General features: G+C 66.6%; 18 protein-coding genes and 1 pseudogene. 13 read left to right on the forward strand and 6 right to left on the reverse strand.

Translation table 11 applies throughout. From position 1 onward, the window contains the following. The first annotated feature begins 20 nt into the window (after positions 1–20). The 3 genes from ABD357_RS04270 (at position 21) to ABD357_RS04280 (ending at position 2,223) form a co-directional block, all read left to right on the forward strand. The gene (locus tag ABD357_RS04270; protein ID WP_344387571.1) at positions 21–533 is read left to right on the forward strand and encodes a YDG/SRA domain-containing protein; all 513 of its coding nucleotides are present in this window, start codon (positions 21–23) and stop codon (positions 531–533) included. Positions 534–604: 71 nt separating this feature from the next. After that, a complete protein-coding gene (locus ABD357_RS04275) occupies positions 605–1,213 on the forward strand; it encodes a hypothetical protein (RefSeq protein WP_344387573.1) in 609 nt (202 codons plus the stop codon). After that, entirely contained in the window at positions 1,210–2,223 is a 1,014-nt protein-coding gene (locus tag ABD357_RS04280) for a GmrSD restriction endonuclease domain-containing protein (RefSeq protein ID WP_344387574.1), read from the forward strand. The genes ABD357_RS04275 and ABD357_RS04280 overlap by 4 nt, the downstream gene beginning before the upstream one ends. 169 nt (positions 2,224–2,392) lie before the next feature. On the opposite strand, the pseudogene ABD357_RS04285 reads toward ABD357_RS04280, so the two are convergent. Beyond that, positions 2,393–2,794 (reverse strand): annotated as a pseudogene (locus tag ABD357_RS04285) (hypothetical protein). A 68-nt stretch (positions 2,795–2,862) separates the two neighbouring features. After that, positions 2,863–3,876, reverse strand: a complete 1,014-nt coding sequence (locus tag ABD357_RS04290) for an SEC-C domain-containing protein (protein ID WP_344387575.1) — start codon at positions 3,874–3,876, stop codon at positions 2,863–2,865. 121 nt (positions 3,877–3,997) lie between these two features. On the opposite strand from ABD357_RS04290, the gene ABD357_RS04295 reads away from it, so the two are divergent. The 4 genes from ABD357_RS04295 (at position 3,998) to ABD357_RS04310 (ending at position 7,086) form a co-directional block, all read left to right on the forward strand. Beyond that, positions 3,998–4,822, forward strand: a complete 825-nt coding sequence (locus ABD357_RS04295) for a class E sortase (protein WP_344387577.1) — start codon at positions 3,998–4,000, stop codon at positions 4,820–4,822. Positions 4,823–4,901: 79 nt separating this feature from the next. Further along, the gene (locus tag ABD357_RS04300; protein WP_344387578.1) at positions 4,902–5,219 is read left to right on the forward strand and encodes a DUF6412 domain-containing protein; all 318 of its coding nucleotides are present in this window, start codon (positions 4,902–4,904) and stop codon (positions 5,217–5,219) included. A 102-nt stretch (positions 5,220–5,321) separates the two neighbouring features. Beyond that, positions 5,322–6,089, forward strand: a complete 768-nt coding sequence (locus tag ABD357_RS04305; protein WP_344387580.1) for a YidC/Oxa1 family membrane protein insertase — start codon at positions 5,322–5,324, stop codon at positions 6,087–6,089. 139 nt (positions 6,090–6,228) lie between these two features. After that, on the forward strand, positions 6,229–7,086 hold the full coding sequence (locus tag ABD357_RS04310) for a fumarylacetoacetate hydrolase family protein (protein WP_344387582.1): 858 nt from the start codon (positions 6,229–6,231) through the stop codon (positions 7,084–7,086). A gap of 126 nt (positions 7,087–7,212) precedes the next feature. Here ABD357_RS04310 and ABD357_RS04315 read toward each other — a convergent pair whose 3' ends face one another. Together ABD357_RS04315 and ABD357_RS04320 are read right to left on the reverse strand one after the other, a co-directional pair. Then, positions 7,213–7,695 carry a heme-degrading domain-containing protein gene (locus ABD357_RS04315; protein WP_344387583.1) on the reverse strand — a complete coding sequence of 161 codons (483 nt, stop codon included), beginning with the start codon at positions 7,693–7,695 and terminating at the stop codon, positions 7,213–7,215. Beyond that, complete coding sequence (locus ABD357_RS04320) at positions 7,692–8,777, reverse strand: Gfo/Idh/MocA family oxidoreductase (protein ID WP_344387585.1); 1,086 nt, start codon at positions 8,775–8,777, stop codon at positions 7,692–7,694. Before ABD357_RS04320 ends, ABD357_RS04315 begins: the two co-directional genes overlap by 4 nt. A 34-nt stretch (positions 8,778–8,811) precedes the next feature. On the opposite strand from ABD357_RS04320, the gene ABD357_RS04325 reads away from it, so the two are divergent. The 6 genes from ABD357_RS04325 to ABD357_RS04350 all read left to right on the forward strand — a co-directional run bounded on the left by ABD357_RS04325 (position 8,812) and on the right by ABD357_RS04350 (position 14,635). Then, positions 8,812–9,948 carry an ROK family transcriptional regulator gene (locus ABD357_RS04325; RefSeq protein WP_344387586.1) on the forward strand — a complete coding sequence of 379 codons (1,137 nt, stop codon included), beginning with the start codon at positions 8,812–8,814 and terminating at the stop codon, positions 9,946–9,948. A gap of 411 nt (positions 9,949–10,359) precedes the next feature. After that, positions 10,360–11,040, forward strand: a complete 681-nt coding sequence (locus ABD357_RS04330) for a hypothetical protein (protein ID WP_344387587.1) — start codon at positions 10,360–10,362, stop codon at positions 11,038–11,040. A 95-nt stretch (positions 11,041–11,135) separates the two neighbouring features. Further along, on the forward strand, positions 11,136–11,915 hold the full coding sequence (locus ABD357_RS04335) for an HAD-IIA family hydrolase (protein WP_165344314.1): 780 nt from the start codon (positions 11,136–11,138) through the stop codon (positions 11,913–11,915). 120 nt (positions 11,916–12,035) lie between these two features. After that, on the forward strand, positions 12,036–12,599 hold the full coding sequence (locus tag ABD357_RS04340) for a hypothetical protein (protein WP_344387588.1): 564 nt from the start codon (positions 12,036–12,038) through the stop codon (positions 12,597–12,599). Positions 12,600–12,608: 9 nt separating this feature from the next. Continuing rightward, complete coding sequence (locus ABD357_RS04345; protein ID WP_344387590.1) at positions 12,609–13,289, forward strand: class F sortase; 681 nt, start codon at positions 12,609–12,611, stop codon at positions 13,287–13,289. A 332-nt stretch (positions 13,290–13,621) separates the two neighbouring features. Further along, complete coding sequence (locus tag ABD357_RS04350; protein ID WP_344387591.1) at positions 13,622–14,635, forward strand: glycoside hydrolase family 6 protein; 1,014 nt, start codon at positions 13,622–13,624, stop codon at positions 14,633–14,635. 87 nt (positions 14,636–14,722) lie between these two features. Here the strand turns inward: ABD357_RS04350 and glxA are convergent, their stop codons facing one another. Together glxA and ABD357_RS04360 are read right to left on the reverse strand one after the other, a co-directional pair. Beyond that, positions 14,723–16,663, reverse strand: a complete 1,941-nt coding sequence (glxA, locus tag ABD357_RS04355; RefSeq protein WP_344387593.1) for a radical copper oxidase GlxA — start codon at positions 16,661–16,663, stop codon at positions 14,723–14,725. Next, the gene (locus tag ABD357_RS04360) at positions 16,660–18,609 is read right to left on the reverse strand and encodes a glycosyltransferase family 2 protein (protein WP_344387594.1); all 1,950 of its coding nucleotides are present in this window, start codon (positions 18,607–18,609) and stop codon (positions 16,660–16,662) included. The genes glxA and ABD357_RS04360 overlap by 4 nt, the downstream gene beginning before the upstream one ends. Positions 18,610–18,927 lie beyond the last annotated feature (318 nt).

An 18,927-nucleotide genomic window follows, 5' to 3' on the forward strand; every position in this document is an offset into this window, starting at 1 on the left:
CTTTGCATCACTATGGATGCATGGAAATCGAACGAGTCATCGGTCATATCGAGGGTGTCACTCCGGGGGCGGTCTTCCATCGGCGGGCAGACGTGCTGCGAGCCAAGCTGCACCGAACCAACCAGAACGGCATCTCCTGGCTCATAGACGAGGACGGCAGCAAGGTCGGGGACGCCATCGTGCTGCACGGCGGGTACGAGGATGACGAGGACCACGGAACGTGGATCCGCTACACGGGTGCCTCGCCTGGCAAGGACAAGAGCGAGGACAAGAAGCTTCTGCGTAGCCAGTCGTGGACATATGAGGACAATGCGGCTCTCAAGCTCAGCTATGAGCGCAAGTACCCCATTCGTGTTATCCGTGGCTATAAAGGGGATCCGCGGTACTCACTGCCAAATGATTACAGGTATGACGGACTTTACGAGATCACGGCAATCCGTACAGCGGTTTCTAAGTCGCTCGCGCCAGATGGCTCGGAAATCAAGATTTGCCAGTTCGACCTCGAGCGCCTGCCTGACTCTTCCCAGGGGTAGACTCTGTAGAGCTCATCTAGAATATTTCCCTCTCTATGTGACGCCGAAACCATAGGATGATAGAAAACGCCGTGTTCGAAGACGAACAAGAGAAGGCGATCGATTTAGCGATGGCGGCATTCAAAGCGGGTTTGCTGCGCCATGCTAAACCTTTGTCGGTGGTGCGTGAGTTCATCACTCATGGCCCTTGTGTCGTAATCAGCCAAGAGCAGCATGCTGAACTCAGGGAACGGGTTGGTGTTGAACTTGGCATACATCCCAACCGTGATGTATATACGGTTGGCTCTGCCAAGCTCGGTTTCAGCATTAAGCCCGCACGCCGCTACGGACGTTTCAATGACCACTCGGACATTGATGTGGCTGTAGTATCCCCTGAGCTGTATAGTCAGATATGGCTCGAAGTGAGAGAGTTTGTTGCCTCGAAAGAGCCGTGGTCCGTAAGTAAAATGGAGGATTTTAAAAGGGAGCACTTGGCTGGTCGCATAAGCCCTAAGAATATCCACAAGGCTTCGCCTCTAATTCCAACTGCGACTCGACTGTGGGATATTGGTCGCCAGCTTCAGTTGGACCGGGTGGCCGGCCCTTATCAAGTAACCTTCGCGGTCTGGTATGACATGGATGCCCTGGAGGGCTACCAGTCCAATGCGGTCGCAGAATGTCAGAAGATTGAGGCCCTATGAAGACCACGGCAACAAACAAGAAGGTTCGCGAGCTTATGACGATGCTGGCCAATGAAACTCTCGTTGCGCAGCCTGAATTTCAGCGAAGGCTCGTATGGACGAACCGTCATAAGCAGTTGTTCATTGAGACTGTGTTGGATGGAATGCCTTTTCCGGAAATTTTCTTCTGTGACGGGTCTGTCGACCTAAATACGGGAGCCGGGACCACTTTGCTTGTCGACGGTCAGCAACGCGTGACGACCTTGTATCAGTACTTCACCGGCTCAGATCAGTTCAAGCCGGGCGAGTCCATCAGGCCTTATATGGACCTCGAACCAGAGGAGAAGGCTGCTTTTCTCAATTATGACGTGGTGGTGAGAGATCTCGGCTCACTAAGCATGGACCAGGTTCGGGAAGTATTTCGGCGCATGAATTCGACGAATTATAGCCTAAATGCGATGGAGGTGAATAATGCTAGATTCGATGGTGCCTTGAAGAAGGCTGCCGAGGAAATGAGCGGATGGAGCGTCTTCGAGGATCATCGCGTATTTACTGCGGTCGATGTGCGACGGATGGGTGATGTACGATGGTGCCTTGATGTAATGATCACTGTAATTTCGGGATATTTCAGTCGAAGTGATAGTCACGAGGACTATCTCGAGCGCTACAATGATGAATTCCCGGAAGGGGGGAAAGTTAGGGCTGAGCTCAATGATTGCTTGGCGCTCTTGTCTGGACTGAATGTGGACAGCAAAAGCAGAGTATGGCAGAAGAATGATCTCTTTACTCTGACCGTTGAAATATATCGACTCGGGTCAAAGAATTGCATCGATCCGGATGGTCTTGCCGCGACCTTGAAGGAATTTTTCGCCGATGTCGAGACTATAACTGCGGGTGGGTCCCCAGAGAAATATCCCAAGGCTATTCAGTACCGCGATGATGTAATCTCCGGTACGAATGAAAGGGCCCGTCGGGTTCGTCGTGGTGAGATGATCCGAAACCTCATCTCACCGTTCTTCGCGGGTTCGTGACTGGTTAGCACATGTCTGTCGGCCAGTCCTCCTGGCGTCGATCGGGCATCGCGGCCTGGCCCTGTGGTTCGGGGCGTCGTGCCTCTCGACGCGGTGGTGGTCACGGTGCTGCGTGCTGCTGAATGAGTGCCTTCACTGTGTGGTCGTCTGTAGCAGTCGGCCGTACGGGCTAGGTCTTCCGTGCGTCGGCAAGCCTGTCCAGCTCGCGCATTGCCTGGGCGTGGGCGCTGATTCGGAGGGACACGCTGCCGTTCGTGAAGAGCGCCACGCCGACTACCGACACCGGCACGGACAGGCCGAGTACGGCCAGGGCCTCGGGCCAGTCATGTTCGTTCTGACACGAATCCCCCTGAGCAGGCCCTCGTTGGCCGTACCGCGCTCCGTGAACAACCGTGACTCGCACTCCTGGGGGTATTGGTCGTCGGGCTCCTCGTCGACCTCGTACGGCGTGAGCAGCAACAGGAAACACCATGTCCACAGGAGCGCCGCGAGGGACAACAGGGCCGATACCCCAGGAGTGTATGCGACTAGCCCGGTCGCGAAAGTCGAGGTCGAACTCACGTGAGCGCATGGCGGACGAATCTAGCAGCGCCGATCACACGCTCAACGAGGCCTTGGCCCGTCTCGAGCTCCTCCCTGTCAGGCGCCGCCCCCATGACACCCCTCATAAACCCGCCCCGACCCACACCAACACTCCGCCCCCCGCTGAGGCGGCCAAGCCACAGCCCGCCCCCGCGCCGCCAACGTCGTCGCATACTGCGGCAACAGCGACGCCTCCGCAGGCGAAGCCAGCTCCGACGCCGCGAACGCCTCGTAAGACGGCACGGTCCCCGGCACGATCCCCAAGTTCCCCGTGCCCGAGGCTGCCAGCTCCCTCAGCGACGTCTCTATCGTCGCCAGGTGCTCCTCATGCGACGGGTACTCCGACTCCAACGACGGGTACGCGGCGACCAGTTCGGCCAGTTCGTCCGCCGGCCAGTGCAGTATCGCCACCGGGAAAGGGCGCGAGAGCGCCTCCCTCGCCGTCGTCAGTTCGGACTGGAGACGCGCGATCTCCGCCTGGAGTTCCGCCGGGTTGTCCGAGCCCAGGGACCACACCCGCTTCGGGTCGTGGAGTTCGTCCAAGGAGACCGGGGCCTTGTGCAGGGTGTCCGCGCGGGTGTCCCAGGAGTCGTGGGGCATGCCGAGCATGCGGCGGACTCGGTGGCGGCCGAAGAGCAGGGGATGGGTGGCGTACGGGGGGTCCGTTACGTCGGTCAGCAATAGCGTCGCGCCCTCCGTGAATGTCTCCTGCGCCGCCTCCAGCTCGTCGTGCGACTCCAGCGACTCCGCCACGATCACCCAGGGGGCCGGGTCGCGGGGGGACGCGGCTCGTACGCCGTCGATGATCGCTCTCGCTTCCGCCTCGTGGCCGTACTCCCAGAGGTTGGCCGCCTTGAGGGCCCGTACGAGATGGGGGTTCTCCAGCGAGGTCGACGACAGCAGGCGGTCGTAGAGGGTCGTGGCCCGGGGGCGGTCGTCGGCCAGTTCGAGGTGGGCCGCGGCCTGCAGCAGCAGGTGCTCGGCGTCCTCGGGGTGGAGGCCGGCGGTCCGCTCAAGGCGTGCTGCTTCGGCGTTGTGGTCGACGTGTTCGGCAGACGTATCGGGGCGCATGGGGGACACCGTACTGCCGTTCCCCTGGCGAGTTGCGGGGGTAGCCCCTATCGTGCGTCCGCGATGGCAGGGCAGGGCAGGACAGGGCAGGGCAGGAGGGCCGGGGCAGGGAGGCGTACGCATGCGGGTTCCCGTCACCAGTCGGCGGAGCCTGCGGCGGCGTGCTCTGGCGGCGCGCGTCCTCTGGAACGGTGCCGAGCTTCTCGTCACCCTCGGTGTCGTCCTCATGCTCCTCGTCGTCCATCAGCTGTGGTGGACCAATCGGCAGGCCCGGGAGGGCGCCGAGAGGAAGGTCCAGGCCCTGGAGAGGGAGTGGGAGGGCAGCCGCCATACCGGGGTCGGTGGCGGTGATCCTCCCGACGCGGGCGGCGGCTCCAGCGCTCCCGGCAGTTCCAGTGGCTCAAGCGGCTCAAGCGGTGGCGGCGGGTCCTCCCGCTCCGGCCAGCGACCGGGCTCTCCAGCCAGTTCCACCACGCCCGTTCAGCAACCCCGCTGGGATCAGGCGTACGCCATCCTCACCATCCCCCGCCTCGGGCTCCGCGTCCCCGTCGCGGAAGGCATCAGCAAGCCGAACGTCCTCAACAAGGGTTACGTCGGCCACTACCCGGACACCGCTCAGCCGGGCCAGGCCGGGAACTTCGCGGTCGCGGGGCACCGGAACACGCACGGCGAGCCCTTCCGGTACATCAACCGGCTGCGGGAAGGGGACCGGATCGAGGTCGAGACCCGTACGGCCGGATATATGTACGTCGTCGACCGGACCCTGCCGCAGACCGCCCCGCGCGACGGCGGGGTGATTCGCGAGGTCCCGCGCAGCCTCGTCCACCCGCGGTACGGCTACTCCGACCCCGGCTACTACCTCACCCTCACCACTTGCACCCCGGAGTACACCTCCAAGTACCGCCTGGTCGTCTGGGGGAAGCTCGCCTCCATGCGGCCTCGTTGACCGGATCAACCCGATTCGGCGGCCCGGTTAGGATGAGGCAGTACGCGCGACGACGCGAGGAAGGAAGGGAGGACAGCTGATGGGCACGCCCGTCGCCGCCAAGCCGCGGCCCCTCGCCTTCCTCTTCCTGTTCCTCATCCTCGTCGAGGTGGCGCTCCTCGACTCCGGCAGCCTCGTCGGCGCCGTCGCCTTCGCCGCGACCGCCGCGGCCGGGTCCGCGCTCGCCGCCTGTTCCGTCATCGCCTCGCGGCTCGCGCCCGCCGTGCCCCGTACACGGGTGCGTACGGCCATCCGCGACCGTGAGCGACGTACGGCGTTCCTGCCGCAGCGCGATCCAGACGCCTCCGGGCGTACGCGTCCTCGAGCACCCGGCCGTCTCCTCCTGACGGCCGCGTAGGGGAATCGCAGCAGCACCTGACAGCAGCAGCCCCTCGCGGGTCGTCATGCCGACGTAGATCTCTCATCTCCCGGTACGACGAGACCCCCGGAGGGCTCACCCATGTCCGCTTTCATGTCCCTGTTCGCCAGCCTCGTCGAAGGGCTGGCCGATCTCCTCTCGCCCTTGTTCCAGGCGTCCGCGGCGGCTGCGGCGATCGTTCTCTTCACTGCGTTCGTACGACTCCTCGTGCACCCTCTCTCCCGGGCCGCGGCGCGTGGGCAGCGGGAGCGGGCCAAGCTCCAGCCGCAGATCGCCGCGCTGCGGAAGAAGCACGGGAAGAACCCCGAGAAGCTCCAGAAGGCCGTCATGGAGCTGCATGCGAAGGAGAAGGTCTCGCCGCTGTCCGGCTGTCTGCCGAGTCTGTTCCAGCTGCCGGCCTTCTTCCTGCTCTACCACCTGTTCTCGAACTCGACGATCGGCGGCGAGGCGAACGCCCTGCTCGCGCACAAGCTGTTCGCCGCGCCGCTCGGCGGACGGTGGATGGACGCGCTGGGGGAGGGCGGTGTGTTCGGGGTGCAGGGGCTCGTCTATCTCGGGCTGTTCGCCGTCGTCACCGTCGTCGCCACCTTCAACTACCGACGTACGAAGCGGCAGATGGGCGCCGCGCCCGTGGTGGCCGCGGGAACGGGTGACCAACAGGTGCCGGGGATGGGAGCGGTCCTGAAGTTCATGCCGCTGATGTCGTTCATGACGCTGTTCACGGTCGCCTTCGTGCCGCTGGCCGCCGCGTTGTACGTGGTGACCAGTACGACGTGGAGTGCCGTCGAGCGGGCTGTGCTGTACCGGGACATGCCGGGGGCCTCGCCGTTGGCGGCTGCCACAGGGTGACGGTCCAGGTGGTGAACCGGGTCTTGCGGAGTGGACGTACAGCTTGGAGGATCGACCAGTCCTCCGATGGCTGTGCCCTATGAATCTGGGTCGGGCCCTGCCCGTCGGAGGGTGCCCGCGATCGAGGGAGATGGGGATCATGAAGCTGCTGCGAGTCGGAACGGCTGGGACGGAGCGGCCCGCGCTGCTCGACGCCGAGGGGGTCCTGCGGGATCTGTCGGGCGTCGTCTCGGACATCGACGGGGCGCTGCTCGCCGACGACGCGGCGCTCGGCCGGATCCGGAGCGCGGCCGAGGCGGGGGAGCTGCCCGTGCTGGATGACGCGGGGCTGCGTGTTGGGCCGCCGCTCGCCCGGATCGGCAAGGTCGTCTGCATCGGCCTCAACTACCACGACCACGCCACCGAGACGGGCGCCGAGCCACCCGCCGAGCCGGTCATCTTCTTCAAGGCGGCGGACACGGTCGTCGGGCCGTACGACACCGTGCTCGTGCCGCGCAAGTCGGAGAAGACCGACTGGGAGGTCGAGCTGGCGGTCGTCATCGGGCGTACGGCGCGGTATCTCGGCTCGCACGAGGAGGCGCTCGCGCATGTCGCCGGGTACGCGGTGGCGCACGACGTCTCCGAGCGCGCCTTCCAGATCGAGCGGGGCGGGACCTGGGACAAGGGCAAGAACTGCGAGACGTTCAACCCGCTCGGGCCGTGGCTCGTGACGGCGGACGAGGTGCCGGATCCGCAGCAGCTGTCGCTGAAGCTGTGGGTCAACGGAGAGCTGAAGCAGGACGGCAACACGTCCGACCAGATCTTTCCCGTTGCCGAAGTGGTGCGGTACGTAAGTCAGTTCATGACCCTTTACCCCGGGGACGTCATCAACACGGGTACGCCGGCGGGGGTGGCGATGGGGCAGCCGGAGCCCAAGCCGTTCTTGCGGGCGGGGGATGTGGTGGAGCTGGAGATCGGGGGGCTGGGGAGGCAGCGGCAGGAGCTCAAGGACGCGTAGGCGTTCCACTGGGTTGAGCGGGGAACTGCCTGTGGTTTGTCGGATGCGGGTCCGTTGTGGCTGGTCGCGCCCACGCGGCGGAGCCGCAAATTGATACAGCCCCACGCCCCTAAAGGGGCGCTCCCCTCATCCGGCGGTGAACCGCTCCAACGCCTCTACCACCATCGCGTGATCCTCCAGCTGTGGCAGCCCCGACACCACCACTGCGCCGATGACGCCCGCGCCCTCGACCGTGATCGGGAAGGCGCCGCCGTGGGCCGCGTACACGTCCGGGTCCAGGCGGGAGTCGTCCTCGAACGTGCTGCCCTTGGCGCGGAAGCGGGTGCCGATGAGGAGGGAGGAGGCGGCGTAGCGCTCGACGACCCGGCGTTTGCGGGCGATCCAGGCGTCGTTGTCGGGGGTGGAGCCGGGGAGGGCGGCGTGGAAGAGCTGTTGGCCGGAGCGGGTGATGTCGATCGCCACCGGGGCGCCCCGCTCCCGCGCGAGGTCGACGAGGAGCGTGCCCAGTGTCCAGGCGTCGTCGTACGTGAAGCGGGAGAGCGTCAACCGGCGTTCCTGGACCTCGAGTTCGGCGATGGTGGGGGCGTCGGTGGGTGCCTTGGGGGTCACAGGGTCACCGCCACTCCGTCGCGGGCCGAGCGGCGCGCGGCTTCCAGTACGTCCAGGGCGGCGGCCGCTTCCAGGGCGGTGACCGGGTTTTGGCCGGTGCCTTGGAGGGCGGCGGCGATGGCGGCGTAGTAGGCGGGGTACGCGCCCGGGAGGGTCGGGACGGGGTGACCGCCGCCGGTCAGGGGGGACTCGCCGGAGCCAAGGCGGCCCCACAGGTTCTCGGGCTCAACTCCCCACCCTTTGCCCGGCATTGGGCGTTCGCCCTCGCGCAGGGCGTCTTCCTGGGGATCCAGGCCGTACTTCACGTAGCCGGCCTTCGAGCCCAGCACCCGGAAGCGCGGGCCGAGTTGGGCGGTGGTGGCGGAGACGTAGAGGTGGGTGCGGACGCCGCTCGTGTGCGTGAGCGCGATGAACGTGTCGTCGTCCGCCTCGGCGCCGGGGCGGCGTACGTCCGACTCCGCGTACACCGAGGCCACGGCGCCGAAGAGGACCAGGGTCTGGTCGACGACGTGGCTGCCGAGGTCGTACAGCAGACCTCCGACCTCTGCCGGGTCACCGGACTCGCGCCAGCCGCCCTTGAGTTGGGGGCGCCAGCGCTCGAAGCGGGACTCGAAGCGGTAGACGTCGCCGAGTTCGCCGTCGGCGAGCAGCTTCTGGAGGGTCAGGAAGTCGTGGTCCCAGCGGCGGTTCTGGAAGACGGAGAGGAGCAGTCCGCGTTCGTCGGCCAACGCGGCCAACTCGTGTGCCTGCGCAGCCGTGCCCGCGATCGGCTTGTCGACCACGACCGGGAGGCCCGCCTTGAGGGCGGCGGTGGCGAGCGGGACGTGGGTCTTGTTCGGGGACGCGATGACGATCAGGTCCAACTCGTCGGCGCGGGCCCAGAGTTCCTCGGGCGTCGCCGCGATCCGTACGTCCGGGAACTCGGTCCTCGCCTGCTGCTGCCGCTCCGGGTTCGCGGTGACGATCGTGTCGAGGGCGAGGCCCTCGGTGGCGGCGATCAGGGGGGCGTGGAAGACGGAGCCTGCGAGGCCGTAGCCGATGAGGCCTACGCGGGAGGGGGCGACAGGGGGTATGTCGGTCATGTTCTCCACCATGCCACCCACTTAAGCAACGCTGTTGCCGAAGGGCAAGCTGGGGGACAATGGGTTCGTGAACAGGACCAACGGCGGAGGCGGCGCGAATCTGTACGCACTGCGCGGCTACAACGCCGCGCTGGTGCTCGATCTGCTGCGCAGCGCAGGGCGTGCGGGCATCAGCCGGCCTGAGCTCGCCGAGCGTACGGGACTGACGCCGCAGGCCGTCAGCAAGATCACCGCGCGGTTGCGGGACGACGGGCTGGTGGTGGAGGCGGGGCGGCAGGCCTCAACGGGGGGTAAGCCGCGGACCTCGCTCCGCCTCGTACCGGAGGCCGGGCACGCGGTGGGCCTGCATCTCGAACGGGATGAGCTGCGGGTGGTGATCGTCGATCTGACCGGGGCGGTCGCGGGGCAGCGGCGAGGGCCGCTGGATCTGGGGGCGGGGGCGGAACCCGTGGTGGCGGTGGTTGCGGGTGAGGTCGAGCGGCTGGTCAGAGGGTTGGACGGGGAGCTCGGGGCGGTTCTGGGGGTCGGGGTTGCCATGCCTGGCCCGCTTGACCACACGCACGGTGTGCTGCACCGGGTGACCGGGTTTCCCGAGTGGGACGGGTTTCCGTTGCGGGATGCGCTGGCCCGGCGGCTGGGCATGCCGGTCGTACTGGACAAGGACACCAACGCCGCTGCGCTCGGGCTCGCGGTGGAGGGCGAGGTCGGGTCCTTCGCGTATCTGCATCTTGGTACGGGGCTGGGGGCCGGGCTGGTGCTGGGTGGGGCCGTGCATCGGGGGGCGCATACCGGGGCGGGGGAGTTCGGGCATCAGGTGATCCAGCTGGACGGGCCGGTGTGTTCGTGTGGGGATCGTGGGTGCATCGAGGTGCTGTGCCTGGGGGCTGTGGCCCGAGGGGATGTGGACGAGGCGGCTCGGGTGCTTGGCGCCGGCGCTGCGAATCTGGTGGGGCTCCTCGATATCGATCTTGTGCTGCTGGGTGGGCGGATTGTTGCTGCTGAGCCTGAGCGGTTTGTGTGGGGGGTTGGGGCGGTGCTCGATGCCCGGGCTCAGCGGGAGGGGGCCAGTAGTCCTGTGCCGGTGCGGATTGCCTCCGGCGGGGAGTGGGGGGTGGCTGAGGGGGCGGCTCAGTTGTTGTTGGCGCCGTTGTTTGGAAGGGCTGAAGGGTGAGCGCTCCGCTGGGGGCCGGTTTGAAGCGTGAGCGCTCCGCTGGAAGGCCGGTTTGAAGCTGCGGGTTCGTCGTGGCTTGTCGCGCAGTTCCCCGCGCCCCTGAAGGGGCGCCCTCGCTGAGCCGGCGCAGAGCCGTGCCCGGCGGATGGCCCCCTGCTGCGCCGACCTGCTGAACCCGCCCCCCGAACGGAGCCCACCGGAAGCCTCCCGACTGCCTGACCACGCGGCCCCTGGCAGGCTCCCATGTCCATGCGACTGTGTACCTCTTTGTCCGTTTCCTTCCTCGCTCTCTCCCTAGCCGCCGCCCTCGCCCCCTCGCCCGCGCAAGCCCTCGCCCCTGCGCCCAACTGCTCAGCCGGGTCCGGAAGTCAGGCGTTTCCTGTTCGTACCCGAATCCACGGTGGGCCCTCCGTGTATGAGGCCGGAGGGGGATATCAGAGCTGGTATCTCGATCTCACCAACACCACCGGCGAGACCTGCCGGAGCATCCACCCCGTCATCGTGCTCGTGGATCAGAAGCGGGTGCTGGAGGGCGGGCAGGTGCGGCTCGGGTTCTACGAGGCGGAGGGCGCCGGGGCGCGGCCGTCTCCCGTCCGCTTCGAGCGGAGTGGGGAGGACGAGAACATCGGAGTGTTCGACGACGGGGACGGGGGGTTTCCGGGGTTCAGCGTGGGGGCGGGGAAGACGCTGTCCGTCAGGGTTCGGCTTGCTGTCGCCGAGGACGCCGTGCCCAACGATGTCGTCGCCAACGCGGCCGTTGTGCAGCGGCATGACGATGGCGACGACGGGGACTGGGTGGGGCAGTCGAACGACTACCGGTTTCGCATCGTCGAGGAGGGCACGCCTCAAGTGCCCGAAGATCCAAGCCAGTTGCCCCAGGATCCTCAAGACCTTCAAGACCTTCAAGATCCTCAAGAGTCTCCAGACGGGGCCACCCCCGAACCCGTACCCGAGAAGGGGCTGCCGTTCCCCGACGAGCTGGCCGCGACCGGCCCCGCCTCGCGGCGCGGGCTGCTCGGAACGGCAGCCGGAGGGCTGCTGCTCATCGGTACCGGAGTCGCGGCCATGCTCATGGCCCGACGCCGACGCTGAGCCCCGAAGAGCCCACAGGGCGGACGCACCTCCGCCATGATCCGGCCGCTGGCTACCCTGAGACGCTGGTACACGCGTACGTCAGGAGACGGCACATGGCAGAGCGCAAGCCCATCGAGTCGTGGCTCACCGACATGGACGGTGTACTCATCCACGAGGGCGTGCCCATCCCCGGCGCCGACGCCTTCATCAAGAAGCTCCGGGAGTCCGGGCGGCCCTTCCTGGTGCTCACCAACAACTCCATCTACACCGCCCGCGACCTGCACGCCCGCCTCCAGCGCATGGGCTTGGACGTACCCGTCGAGAACATCTGGACCTCCGCCCTGGCCACCGCCCAGTTCCTGGACGACCAGCGGCCGGGCGGCACCGCGTACGTCATAGGTGAGGCGGGCATGACCACGGCGCTGCACGACATCGGGTACGTCCTCACCGACCACGAGCCCGACTACGTGGTCCTCGGCGAGACCCGTACGTATTCCTTCGAGGCCATGACCAAGGCGGTCCGGCTGATCAACGGCGGGGCCCGTTTCATCTGCACCAACCCCGACGAGACCGGGCCGTCCGCCGAGGGCCCGCTGCCCGCCACCGGCGCCGTGGCGGCGCTGATCACCAAGGCGACCGGAAAGAAGCCGTACTTCGCGGGCAAGCCGAACCCGTTGATGATGCGTACGGGGCTCAATGCCATCGGCGCGCACTCCGAGACCAGCGCGATGATCGGCGACCGGATGGACACGGACGTACTCGCCGGGCTCGAGGCGGGGATGATGACGTTCCTGGTGCTGACCGGGCTGACCTCGCCCGAGGACGTCGAGCGGTACCCGTACCGGCCGTCCAAGGTCGTCGACTCGATCGCGGATCTCGTCGACCGGGTGTGAGCCGGACGGCTCCTCTTGGCGGCACCCGAATTGTCGGTACCCGAACGGACCAGCCGAGGCCCCTCCCCACGTGCGTTCACGCGCCCGGGAGAGGAGTCTCCCTGTATCTGGAGGTTCACGATGGGCTCACTGCGACTGACTCTCTGTGCCGGTGCCGTGGTCACCGCCGCGCTCACCCCTGTGTCCGCCCCCATCCCCGCCTCCGCCCTCGCCATGGACGCGGGTGTCTCCGTCACACCGTCGAACCCGACCCCGGGCAGCGACATCCAGGTACGGGCGCGGGGCTGCACGACGGGGACGTCGGGCACCGCTGCCGCATCCCGGGCGTTCGTCGCGGACGCCCTGCTGGCCGGGCGAACCGGCGAACTCGTCGGCGAGACACGGATCCGCTCGACGCTCACCCCGGGTACGTATGCCATCAAGGTCACCTGCGGCGGCCTCGGCGACAAAGCTGCCAAGGCCGACAAGGCCACGGGCACTCTCACCGTCGTGAAGAAGCCCTCTGCGCATCAGTCCCCCACCGCCCCCGTGAGCGCCGGTGGCGGTGGGACCGCGCAGCTGTCCGCCGTCCAGGAGCGGGCCGAGGGGCCCGGCACCCTGCACACCGTGATCGGTCTGGTCCTGGCGGGCGCCGCCGCGGTGGCCGTGGCGGTGCGCAGTGCGCGCCGGGGACGCGGCAGGTGAGGGCCCGCCATGTCCGACCGGGAACGTACCTCCGGAGCCGGCCGCCTGACGATGGGCGTCGTCTGGGTGGTGCTGCTGCTCGGGCTGTGGCTGTGGGGCCGCGAAGTGACCGACGTACGCCTTGGGACGTCCGCGCCGACCACGGGTGACGTGGCGGCGGTGGGACGGCCGCTCCGTGTCCAACTGCCGCCCGCCATCGAGCCGTTGGAAGGCAGTGCACGGCCGGAGCGGCTCGTCGTCCCCTCGCTCGGGGTGCGGGCGCCCGTGATGGTCCGCGGGCTCGATGCGCGCGGGGCGATCGCAGCGCCGCCGTATGCCCGGGCGGGGGCCGTGGGGTGGTACGCGGCCGGTGCGCGCCCCGGCGCCGAAGGGGCCGCGCTGCTCGCGGGGCATGTCGACACCGAGTCCAGGCCCGCGGTCTTCCGCCGCCTCAGCGAACTGCGGCCGGGCGACAAGGCCCGGGTGATCCGCGACGACGGCACGGTCGCCGAGTTCACCGTGGACGACGTACAGGTCCTCGCGCGTGACCGCTTCGATGCCCAACAGGCGTACGGTGTACGGCAGTCGGGGCGCGCCGAGCTGCGGCTGATCACCTGCGGCGGCAGCTTCGACCCGGACAGCCGTACGTACACGGCGAACGTGGTGGTGTCGGCGTATCTGACCAAGTACCTCCCCGGAGAACACACCTAGCCCGGCCGACGGCCGCTCCCCCTGAGCCGCCGGCCGGACTGGTCCTCGACCACGCGCGCACGGGCTGCGGGAGTAACCCGGCGTCGGCGCGGGAGGCCTCGGAGCGTCGATGGAGCGTCGATGGAACGTCGATGTTGTCGATGTCGAAGTCCGGAACGACTCTAGAACGGATGAGCGTTTAGGCCTAGGGAAGTTACGGCGCCTTTGCGGGCCGGCGGAAGCCGGTCGGAGCCGCTGTAACAGGTGTCCGACAAGGGTCGGCCGCCCTCAGTGCCGCACAGGCACGTATGTCAGGATTGGTACTTCGAACAGTGCGCCATGGGGGGAGCTGGATGTACGAGCGCAGGGGGGCCGGAGCCAGAGCGTCCGTGGCGGTGGCCGGAGCGGTGCTGCTGCTCGCGGGGTGTTTCTCCTCCGGGGACGATGGCAACGGGGCGAACGAGCCGGGGGGCGAGGTCAGCCAGCAGCCCAAGGGCGACGACCCGTTCTGGGTCAACCCCGACGGGAACGCGGCCGAACAGGTGAGCGCGTTCACGGAGGAGGGGAAGAAGGAAGAAGCCGATCTGATCAAGAAGATCGCCGCGCACCCCACAGGCGAGTGGATCACTCCGGAGAGCGCGGAGGACGAGGCGCGTGGCTTCACCGAGGCGGCCGAGAAGGCCGACCGGGACGCGCTGCTCGTCGTATACAACATTCCGCACCGCGACTGCGGCCAGTTCTCGCAGGGCGGCGCCGCGGACGGCAATGCCTACCGGGAGTTCATCGACCAGGTCGCCGACGGCATCGGCGACCGGAACGCCACGGTGATCCTGGAGCCGGACGCGCTGCTGCACGTGGTGGACGGCTGCACGGCCGAGGAGTTCCACCAGGAGCGTCTCGACCTGCTCAAGGGCGCCGTCGAGAAGCTCTCGTCCCTGGAGAACACGAAGGTCTACCTGGACGCGGGCAACGCGGGCAGCAACCCGAGCGATCTCTACGATCCGCTCAAGCGGGCGGGCATCGACCAGGCCGACGGCTTCTCGGTGAACGTGTCGAACTTCTACACCACCGAGGACAGCACGCAGTACGGCAAGGAACTGTCGGCGAAGATCGGCAACAAGCCCTTCGTGATCGACACCAGCCGCAACGGCAACGGCCCGTACACCGAAGGCAAGGACCCCTGGTGCAACCCGCCGGGCCGCGCGCTCGGCGAAGAGCCCACGACGAAGACCGGCGACGACCTCGTCGACGCCTACCTGTGGGTCAAGCGCCCCGGCGAGTCCGACGGCACCTGCAGGGGAGGCCCGAAGGCGGGCGAGTGGTGGCCGAAGTACGCGCTGGACCTGGCGAAGGCCAGCCAGCAGTAGCAGCAGGCAGTACGTGACTGGGGGCGCCCTCCTTGGTGGAGGGCGCCCCCAGTCACGTAATTCTCGATACGTCCAACTCTCAACGCATCAGGGAACCTTGACCCATTGAGCCTTGCTCGGCGTGCCCTGATCGTCCGTCACGAACAGCATGTACCAGCCCGACTGGACGAGGTTGCGGTTCTTCGGGACGGTGACCTCGATGCCGTCGTCCGTTTTCTCCATGTCCAGGGCGATGGACCGCTGGTCGATGTCGGTGACGTGCGTCGTGGCGCTCGGCCGGATCAGGCGGGCCGTCTTGATGGACGAGGCGTGCTCGGACTTGAACGTCGCAGACTCGCCGCGCTCGATGGTCTTCGGGCCGCCGGAGAGCGTGGGCTGCGCGTCGCCGTAGAGGTACGGCGGCGTGTAGATCTCGATGCGTTGCTCGAACTTGCCGGGTTTGGTGTTGGCCTTGTCGGCGTAGAGCGAGTCCGAGCCGAAGAACATCACGCGGCCGTCGGGCAGCAGGATCGAGCCCGAGTGGTAGTTGCGGCCCACGAGCGGGTCGGCGACGCGTTTCATCTTGTTGGTCTTCGCGTCGTAGAGCCGCGCCTGGAAGATGTTGGAGTCGCCGCGGCCGCGGTAGTCCTCGGAGCCGCCGGACACCAGCACGCTGTCGTCGGGCAGGATCGAGTACTGCGGGTAGCGGGTGCCCTTCTCCAACTCGGGCCCGTCCACGAACTTCGGGTCGTCCGCCAGCAGGTCGACGATGCGGGTCTTCTTGCTGGACTGCTTGGACTCGCCGACTCCGCCGCCGCCGATCACCATGTACTTCTCGTCCTGCGCGGGCGGCAGCAGCACCGTGCCCGCGGTCTCCAGGAGCTTGGGGTCGGACATACCGGGGATCTTGTCGAACTTGTTCGACTTCAGGTCCCAGATGCCCGGATCACGGCCGACGTCGTCCGGTCCGTAGCCGGCGTTCGCGCCCGAGTAGAACAGCTTGCCGTTCTTCATCAGGGAGATCGCCGGGTACGTCGGGAACTGCCGCTCCTTCGCGGTGTATGTCCACTCCTTGGTCTTCGGGTCGTAGACCTCGTTCTTGCCCGGCACCAGCTGGCCGATCTCGTCCAGGCCGGAGAGGCTGAGGATCTTGCCGTCCGACAGCGTGGTGAGCGTCGGGTACCAGCGGGCCTCCTTCATCGGGTCGACCTTGATGTACTTCTCGGCCACCGGGTCGAACTCGAAGGCGTCCCTGATGCCCTGGAAGTCCTTCTTGTCGAGGGCCAGCTTCTGCGCGATGCCGTACGTGTTACGCGCGTCGGTGCCCTTCAGGCCCAGGATCGTGTAGTTGTCCTCCGTGCCGGTCTCGTACTTGGCGCCACGCTTCTGCGCCTCGACGTAGATACGGCCGAGGCCCGGCTCGTTGCCCGTGAACTCGCCGGTCTCCTTGTCGAACGTCTTCTTCGCGCGCTCGACGACGACCGGGTCCTTCGACACGAAGGTCTTGCCGTTCTCCTTGCCCTTGAACTTGGTGCCCGCGGGGATGGTGATCGGCTTGTCCGGGTTCTCGTTGTGGACGATCATCAGGCCGCCGGCCTTGGTGACGTCACCCTTGAGTTTCTCGTACCGCTTGGTACCGCCCGCGATCAGCAGATTGCCGTTGGCGAGCTGGGTGTGGCCCGTGCAGAAGAGGTCCTTCGGAGTCGGGATCTTCTTGATCGTGCCCTTGACCGGGTCCCAGATGCGGGTATCGAACTTCTTCGCGTCGAAGTTGTCCTGGTTGTTTCCCGAGCCCGCGACCATCAGGATCTTGCCGGTGCGCAGGAGAGCCGCGTGGATGGTGTTCTGCCGGTACTCCTCCGGGAACTCGACGATCTCCCACTTGCCGTTCGCGGCCTTGTACTCGGGCTGATTGATCTTGTAGTCGTGGTATTTGGCCGAACCGAAGCGGTAGAGCGCCGGCCCGTTCATCCCCGCCAGCGCCACCACCACCGCCGCGCCTATCGCTATGCGCCGGACGCGGCGGTGGCGGCTGGAGCGGTCTTTCATTTCTTGCGTCCCCCAAGAGCGATTTGCACTGTCTGGTCACTGCCCCCGTCCGCCGCCCAGCTCGGTTTGTGCTGTGCGTGCGGGGCGTACTGATGGGTGGGCAGAGGCTGTGGTGTCGTCACCGCGCCCTGCGGCTCCGGCGGCGCGGCCGGCGGCTTCTTCGCGTCCTGGCGCATCTGATAACGCCAGGCGAACATCGGCGAGGCGGTGATCAGAAGCGCGAACGACGCCCAGATGATCATTGCCGGGTGCGCGTTGCCGTAGTAGAAGCCGGCACCGATCGAACCGCCGAAGATCAGGATGAAGTACCAGTGGTAACGGAAGGTCCCGAACCAGGTGTCCGGGCTCGCCGAGTCACCCTTGGGGGTCACCACGAACTTGCTCTTGCGGCGCAGCATGGAGTCGATCAGCGCCTTCGCGTAGAGCGGCGCCGACAGCGCGGACATGATCATGCCTGCCACACCGCCGGAGCCCTCCGGCTCGTGCGGAGAGATGTTGTGGCGCCGGTTCCAGACGTACAGGCCGATCTGCAGCGCCGAGGCGTTGCCGTACAGCATCAGCCAGATCGCCGGGTCGATGTTCACACCCGAGGCGCCCAGGCCCAGGAACAGCGCACAACTCAGCGCTGCCAGGATCCAGTTGAGGGCCGACATCGGGTAGAAGATGATCATCATCGTGTAGTTGAAGAGCTTGCTCGGCGGCAGCGAGTACCAGCCCTTCCAGTACTGCTTGAGGATCGTCTCGTACGTGCCTCGCGACCAGCGCATCTGCTGGGTGAAGAAGTCCGTCCAGGCGTTGGGGCCCTCACCGACCGCGAGCACGTCGGGGGTGTAGACCGAGCGCCACTTCTTGCCCGTCGCCGGGTTCTTGTGACGGTGGATCTCGAAGCCCGTCGCCATGTCCTCGGTGATCGAGTCGTACAGACCGCCGATCTGCTTGAGTGCCTTGATCCGTACGGCATTTGACGTGCCGACGAACATGGGGGAGCCGTACCTGTTGCCCGCGCGCTGGATCAGCGCGTGGAACAGGAACTGCTGCGACTCGGCGGACTTGGTGATGGGGTTGTCGTAGTTGCCGTACACCTGCGGGCCGATGACGAAGCCGACGTCCGGGTCGCGGAAGAAACCGAGCATCCGCTCCAGGTAGTTGGGCAGCGGCACGTGGTCGGTGTCGACCGAGGCGAAGAAGTCGTAGTCGTCGCCGTGCGCGTCCAGCCAGGCGTTGTAGTTGCCGTGCTTGGTCTTGGCGCGGTGCGGGCCCTTCTTCTGGTTCCACTTCGCGACGCCCTTGCGGGAGAAGTGGTGCACACCGAGGCGCGCGCAGACTTCCTTGACCTCGGGGTCGTCGCCCTCGTCCAGCAACCAGACGTGCATGAGGCCTCGGTGGCGGATCTTCACCGCGGCCTCAAGCGTCTTCGTCACCATCTCCAGCGGCTCCTTGCCGGGCACGAAGGAGGTGAGGAAGGCCACTCTGGTGCCGGTCTCGGGCACCACCGGGATCGGGTCGCGGGCGACCAGTGTGGCGTGCGCGTTGGACAGCACGTTCATACAGCGGAAGAACTCGATCAGACCGATCGAGACGAGCATGACGACGTCGAGCGCGGGCAGGAAGTCGTAGGCCGGGTAGTCGCGTTCGGTCCAGTGGGTGGGCTGCAGCAGCCAGGCGAGCAGCACCAGCGACAGCACCGGCGCGGCTATCAGCATCAGGGCGACCCGGATGCGGTGCGGCTCCTGCGAGATCAGCGAGCGGTACTTGACCTTGTACGGTTTGTGCGGATCGGGCTGGGTGAGAGGACCCGCGAGCCTGCTGTAGTGCTCGTAGTCGTATCTCGGCAGCGTCTTCTTGATTCTGCGGAAACTGCCCGTCGTCGTCTGTGACGGCACCCTGAGCTGGGTCGTCTGAGACGGGTCAGAGTTCTGCCGGCCGCCAGTAGGCGTCGACGTCATGAGTCATCCCCCCACACGCAGTGCATCGCGTGCTCCTTGTTCCGTTCGCCTGCGAGGTCCCCCTCGACGTTCACAGGCGTATCAATAACAGGCCCCCGTCACCACACCATCCACACCCTATAGACATGGAACGGCGTGCCTCCGGTTGCATGATGCCCCCCTCGACATCGGGCTCTGAACGGGGCCCCTCCTCCCCGCTTCCTGTGCAACCGCTTCCCCGGCCCCCAACTGCCAGGTCACCGCAGCCTCTTGTAGCCCAGGCTTCAGGGTTCTACGACGATCATCATGATCGCAAGACGCGAAACGCGGTGTTTACCG

It is taken from the genome of Streptomyces vastus, assembly GCF_039532825.1.
GTDB classification, from domain to species: Bacteria; Actinomycetota; Actinomycetes; order Streptomycetales; family Streptomycetaceae; genus Streptomyces; species Streptomyces vastus.

Coding starts and splice junctions, on each gene's coding strand:
- ABD357_RS04345 (WP_344387590.1), top strand. CDS start 12,609: ATGTCCGACCGGGAACGTACCTCCGGAGCCGGCCGCCTGACGATGGGC.
- ABD357_RS04360 (WP_344387594.1), bottom strand. CDS start 18,609: ATGACGTCGACGCCTACTGGCGGCCGGCAGAACTCTGACCCGTCTCAG.
- ABD357_RS04335 (WP_165344314.1), top strand. CDS start 11,136: ATGGCAGAGCGCAAGCCCATCGAGTCGTGGCTCACCGACATGGACGGT.
- ABD357_RS04305 (WP_344387580.1), top strand. CDS start 5,322: ATGTCCGCTTTCATGTCCCTGTTCGCCAGCCTCGTCGAAGGGCTGGCC.
- ABD357_RS04310 (WP_344387582.1), top strand. CDS start 6,229: ATGAAGCTGCTGCGAGTCGGAACGGCTGGGACGGAGCGGCCCGCGCTG.
- ABD357_RS04280 (WP_344387574.1), top strand. CDS start 1,210: ATGAAGACCACGGCAACAAACAAGAAGGTTCGCGAGCTTATGACGATG.
- ABD357_RS04350 (WP_344387591.1), top strand. CDS start 13,622: ATGTACGAGCGCAGGGGGGCCGGAGCCAGAGCGTCCGTGGCGGTGGCC.
- ABD357_RS04300 (WP_344387578.1), top strand. CDS start 4,902: ATGGGCACGCCCGTCGCCGCCAAGCCGCGGCCCCTCGCCTTCCTCTTC.
- glxA (WP_344387593.1), bottom strand. CDS start 16,663: ATGAAAGACCGCTCCAGCCGCCACCGCCGCGTCCGGCGCATAGCGATA.
- ABD357_RS04270 (WP_344387571.1), top strand. CDS start 21: ATGGAAATCGAACGAGTCATCGGTCATATCGAGGGTGTCACTCCGGGG.
- ABD357_RS04320 (WP_344387585.1), bottom strand. CDS start 8,777: ATGACCGACATACCCCCTGTCGCCCCCTCCCGCGTAGGCCTCATCGGC.
- ABD357_RS04290 (WP_344387575.1), bottom strand. CDS start 3,876: ATGCGCCCCGATACGTCTGCCGAACACGTCGACCACAACGCCGAAGCA.
- ABD357_RS04340 (WP_344387588.1), top strand. CDS start 12,036: ATGGGCTCACTGCGACTGACTCTCTGTGCCGGTGCCGTGGTCACCGCC.
- ABD357_RS04295 (WP_344387577.1), top strand. CDS start 3,998: ATGCGGGTTCCCGTCACCAGTCGGCGGAGCCTGCGGCGGCGTGCTCTG.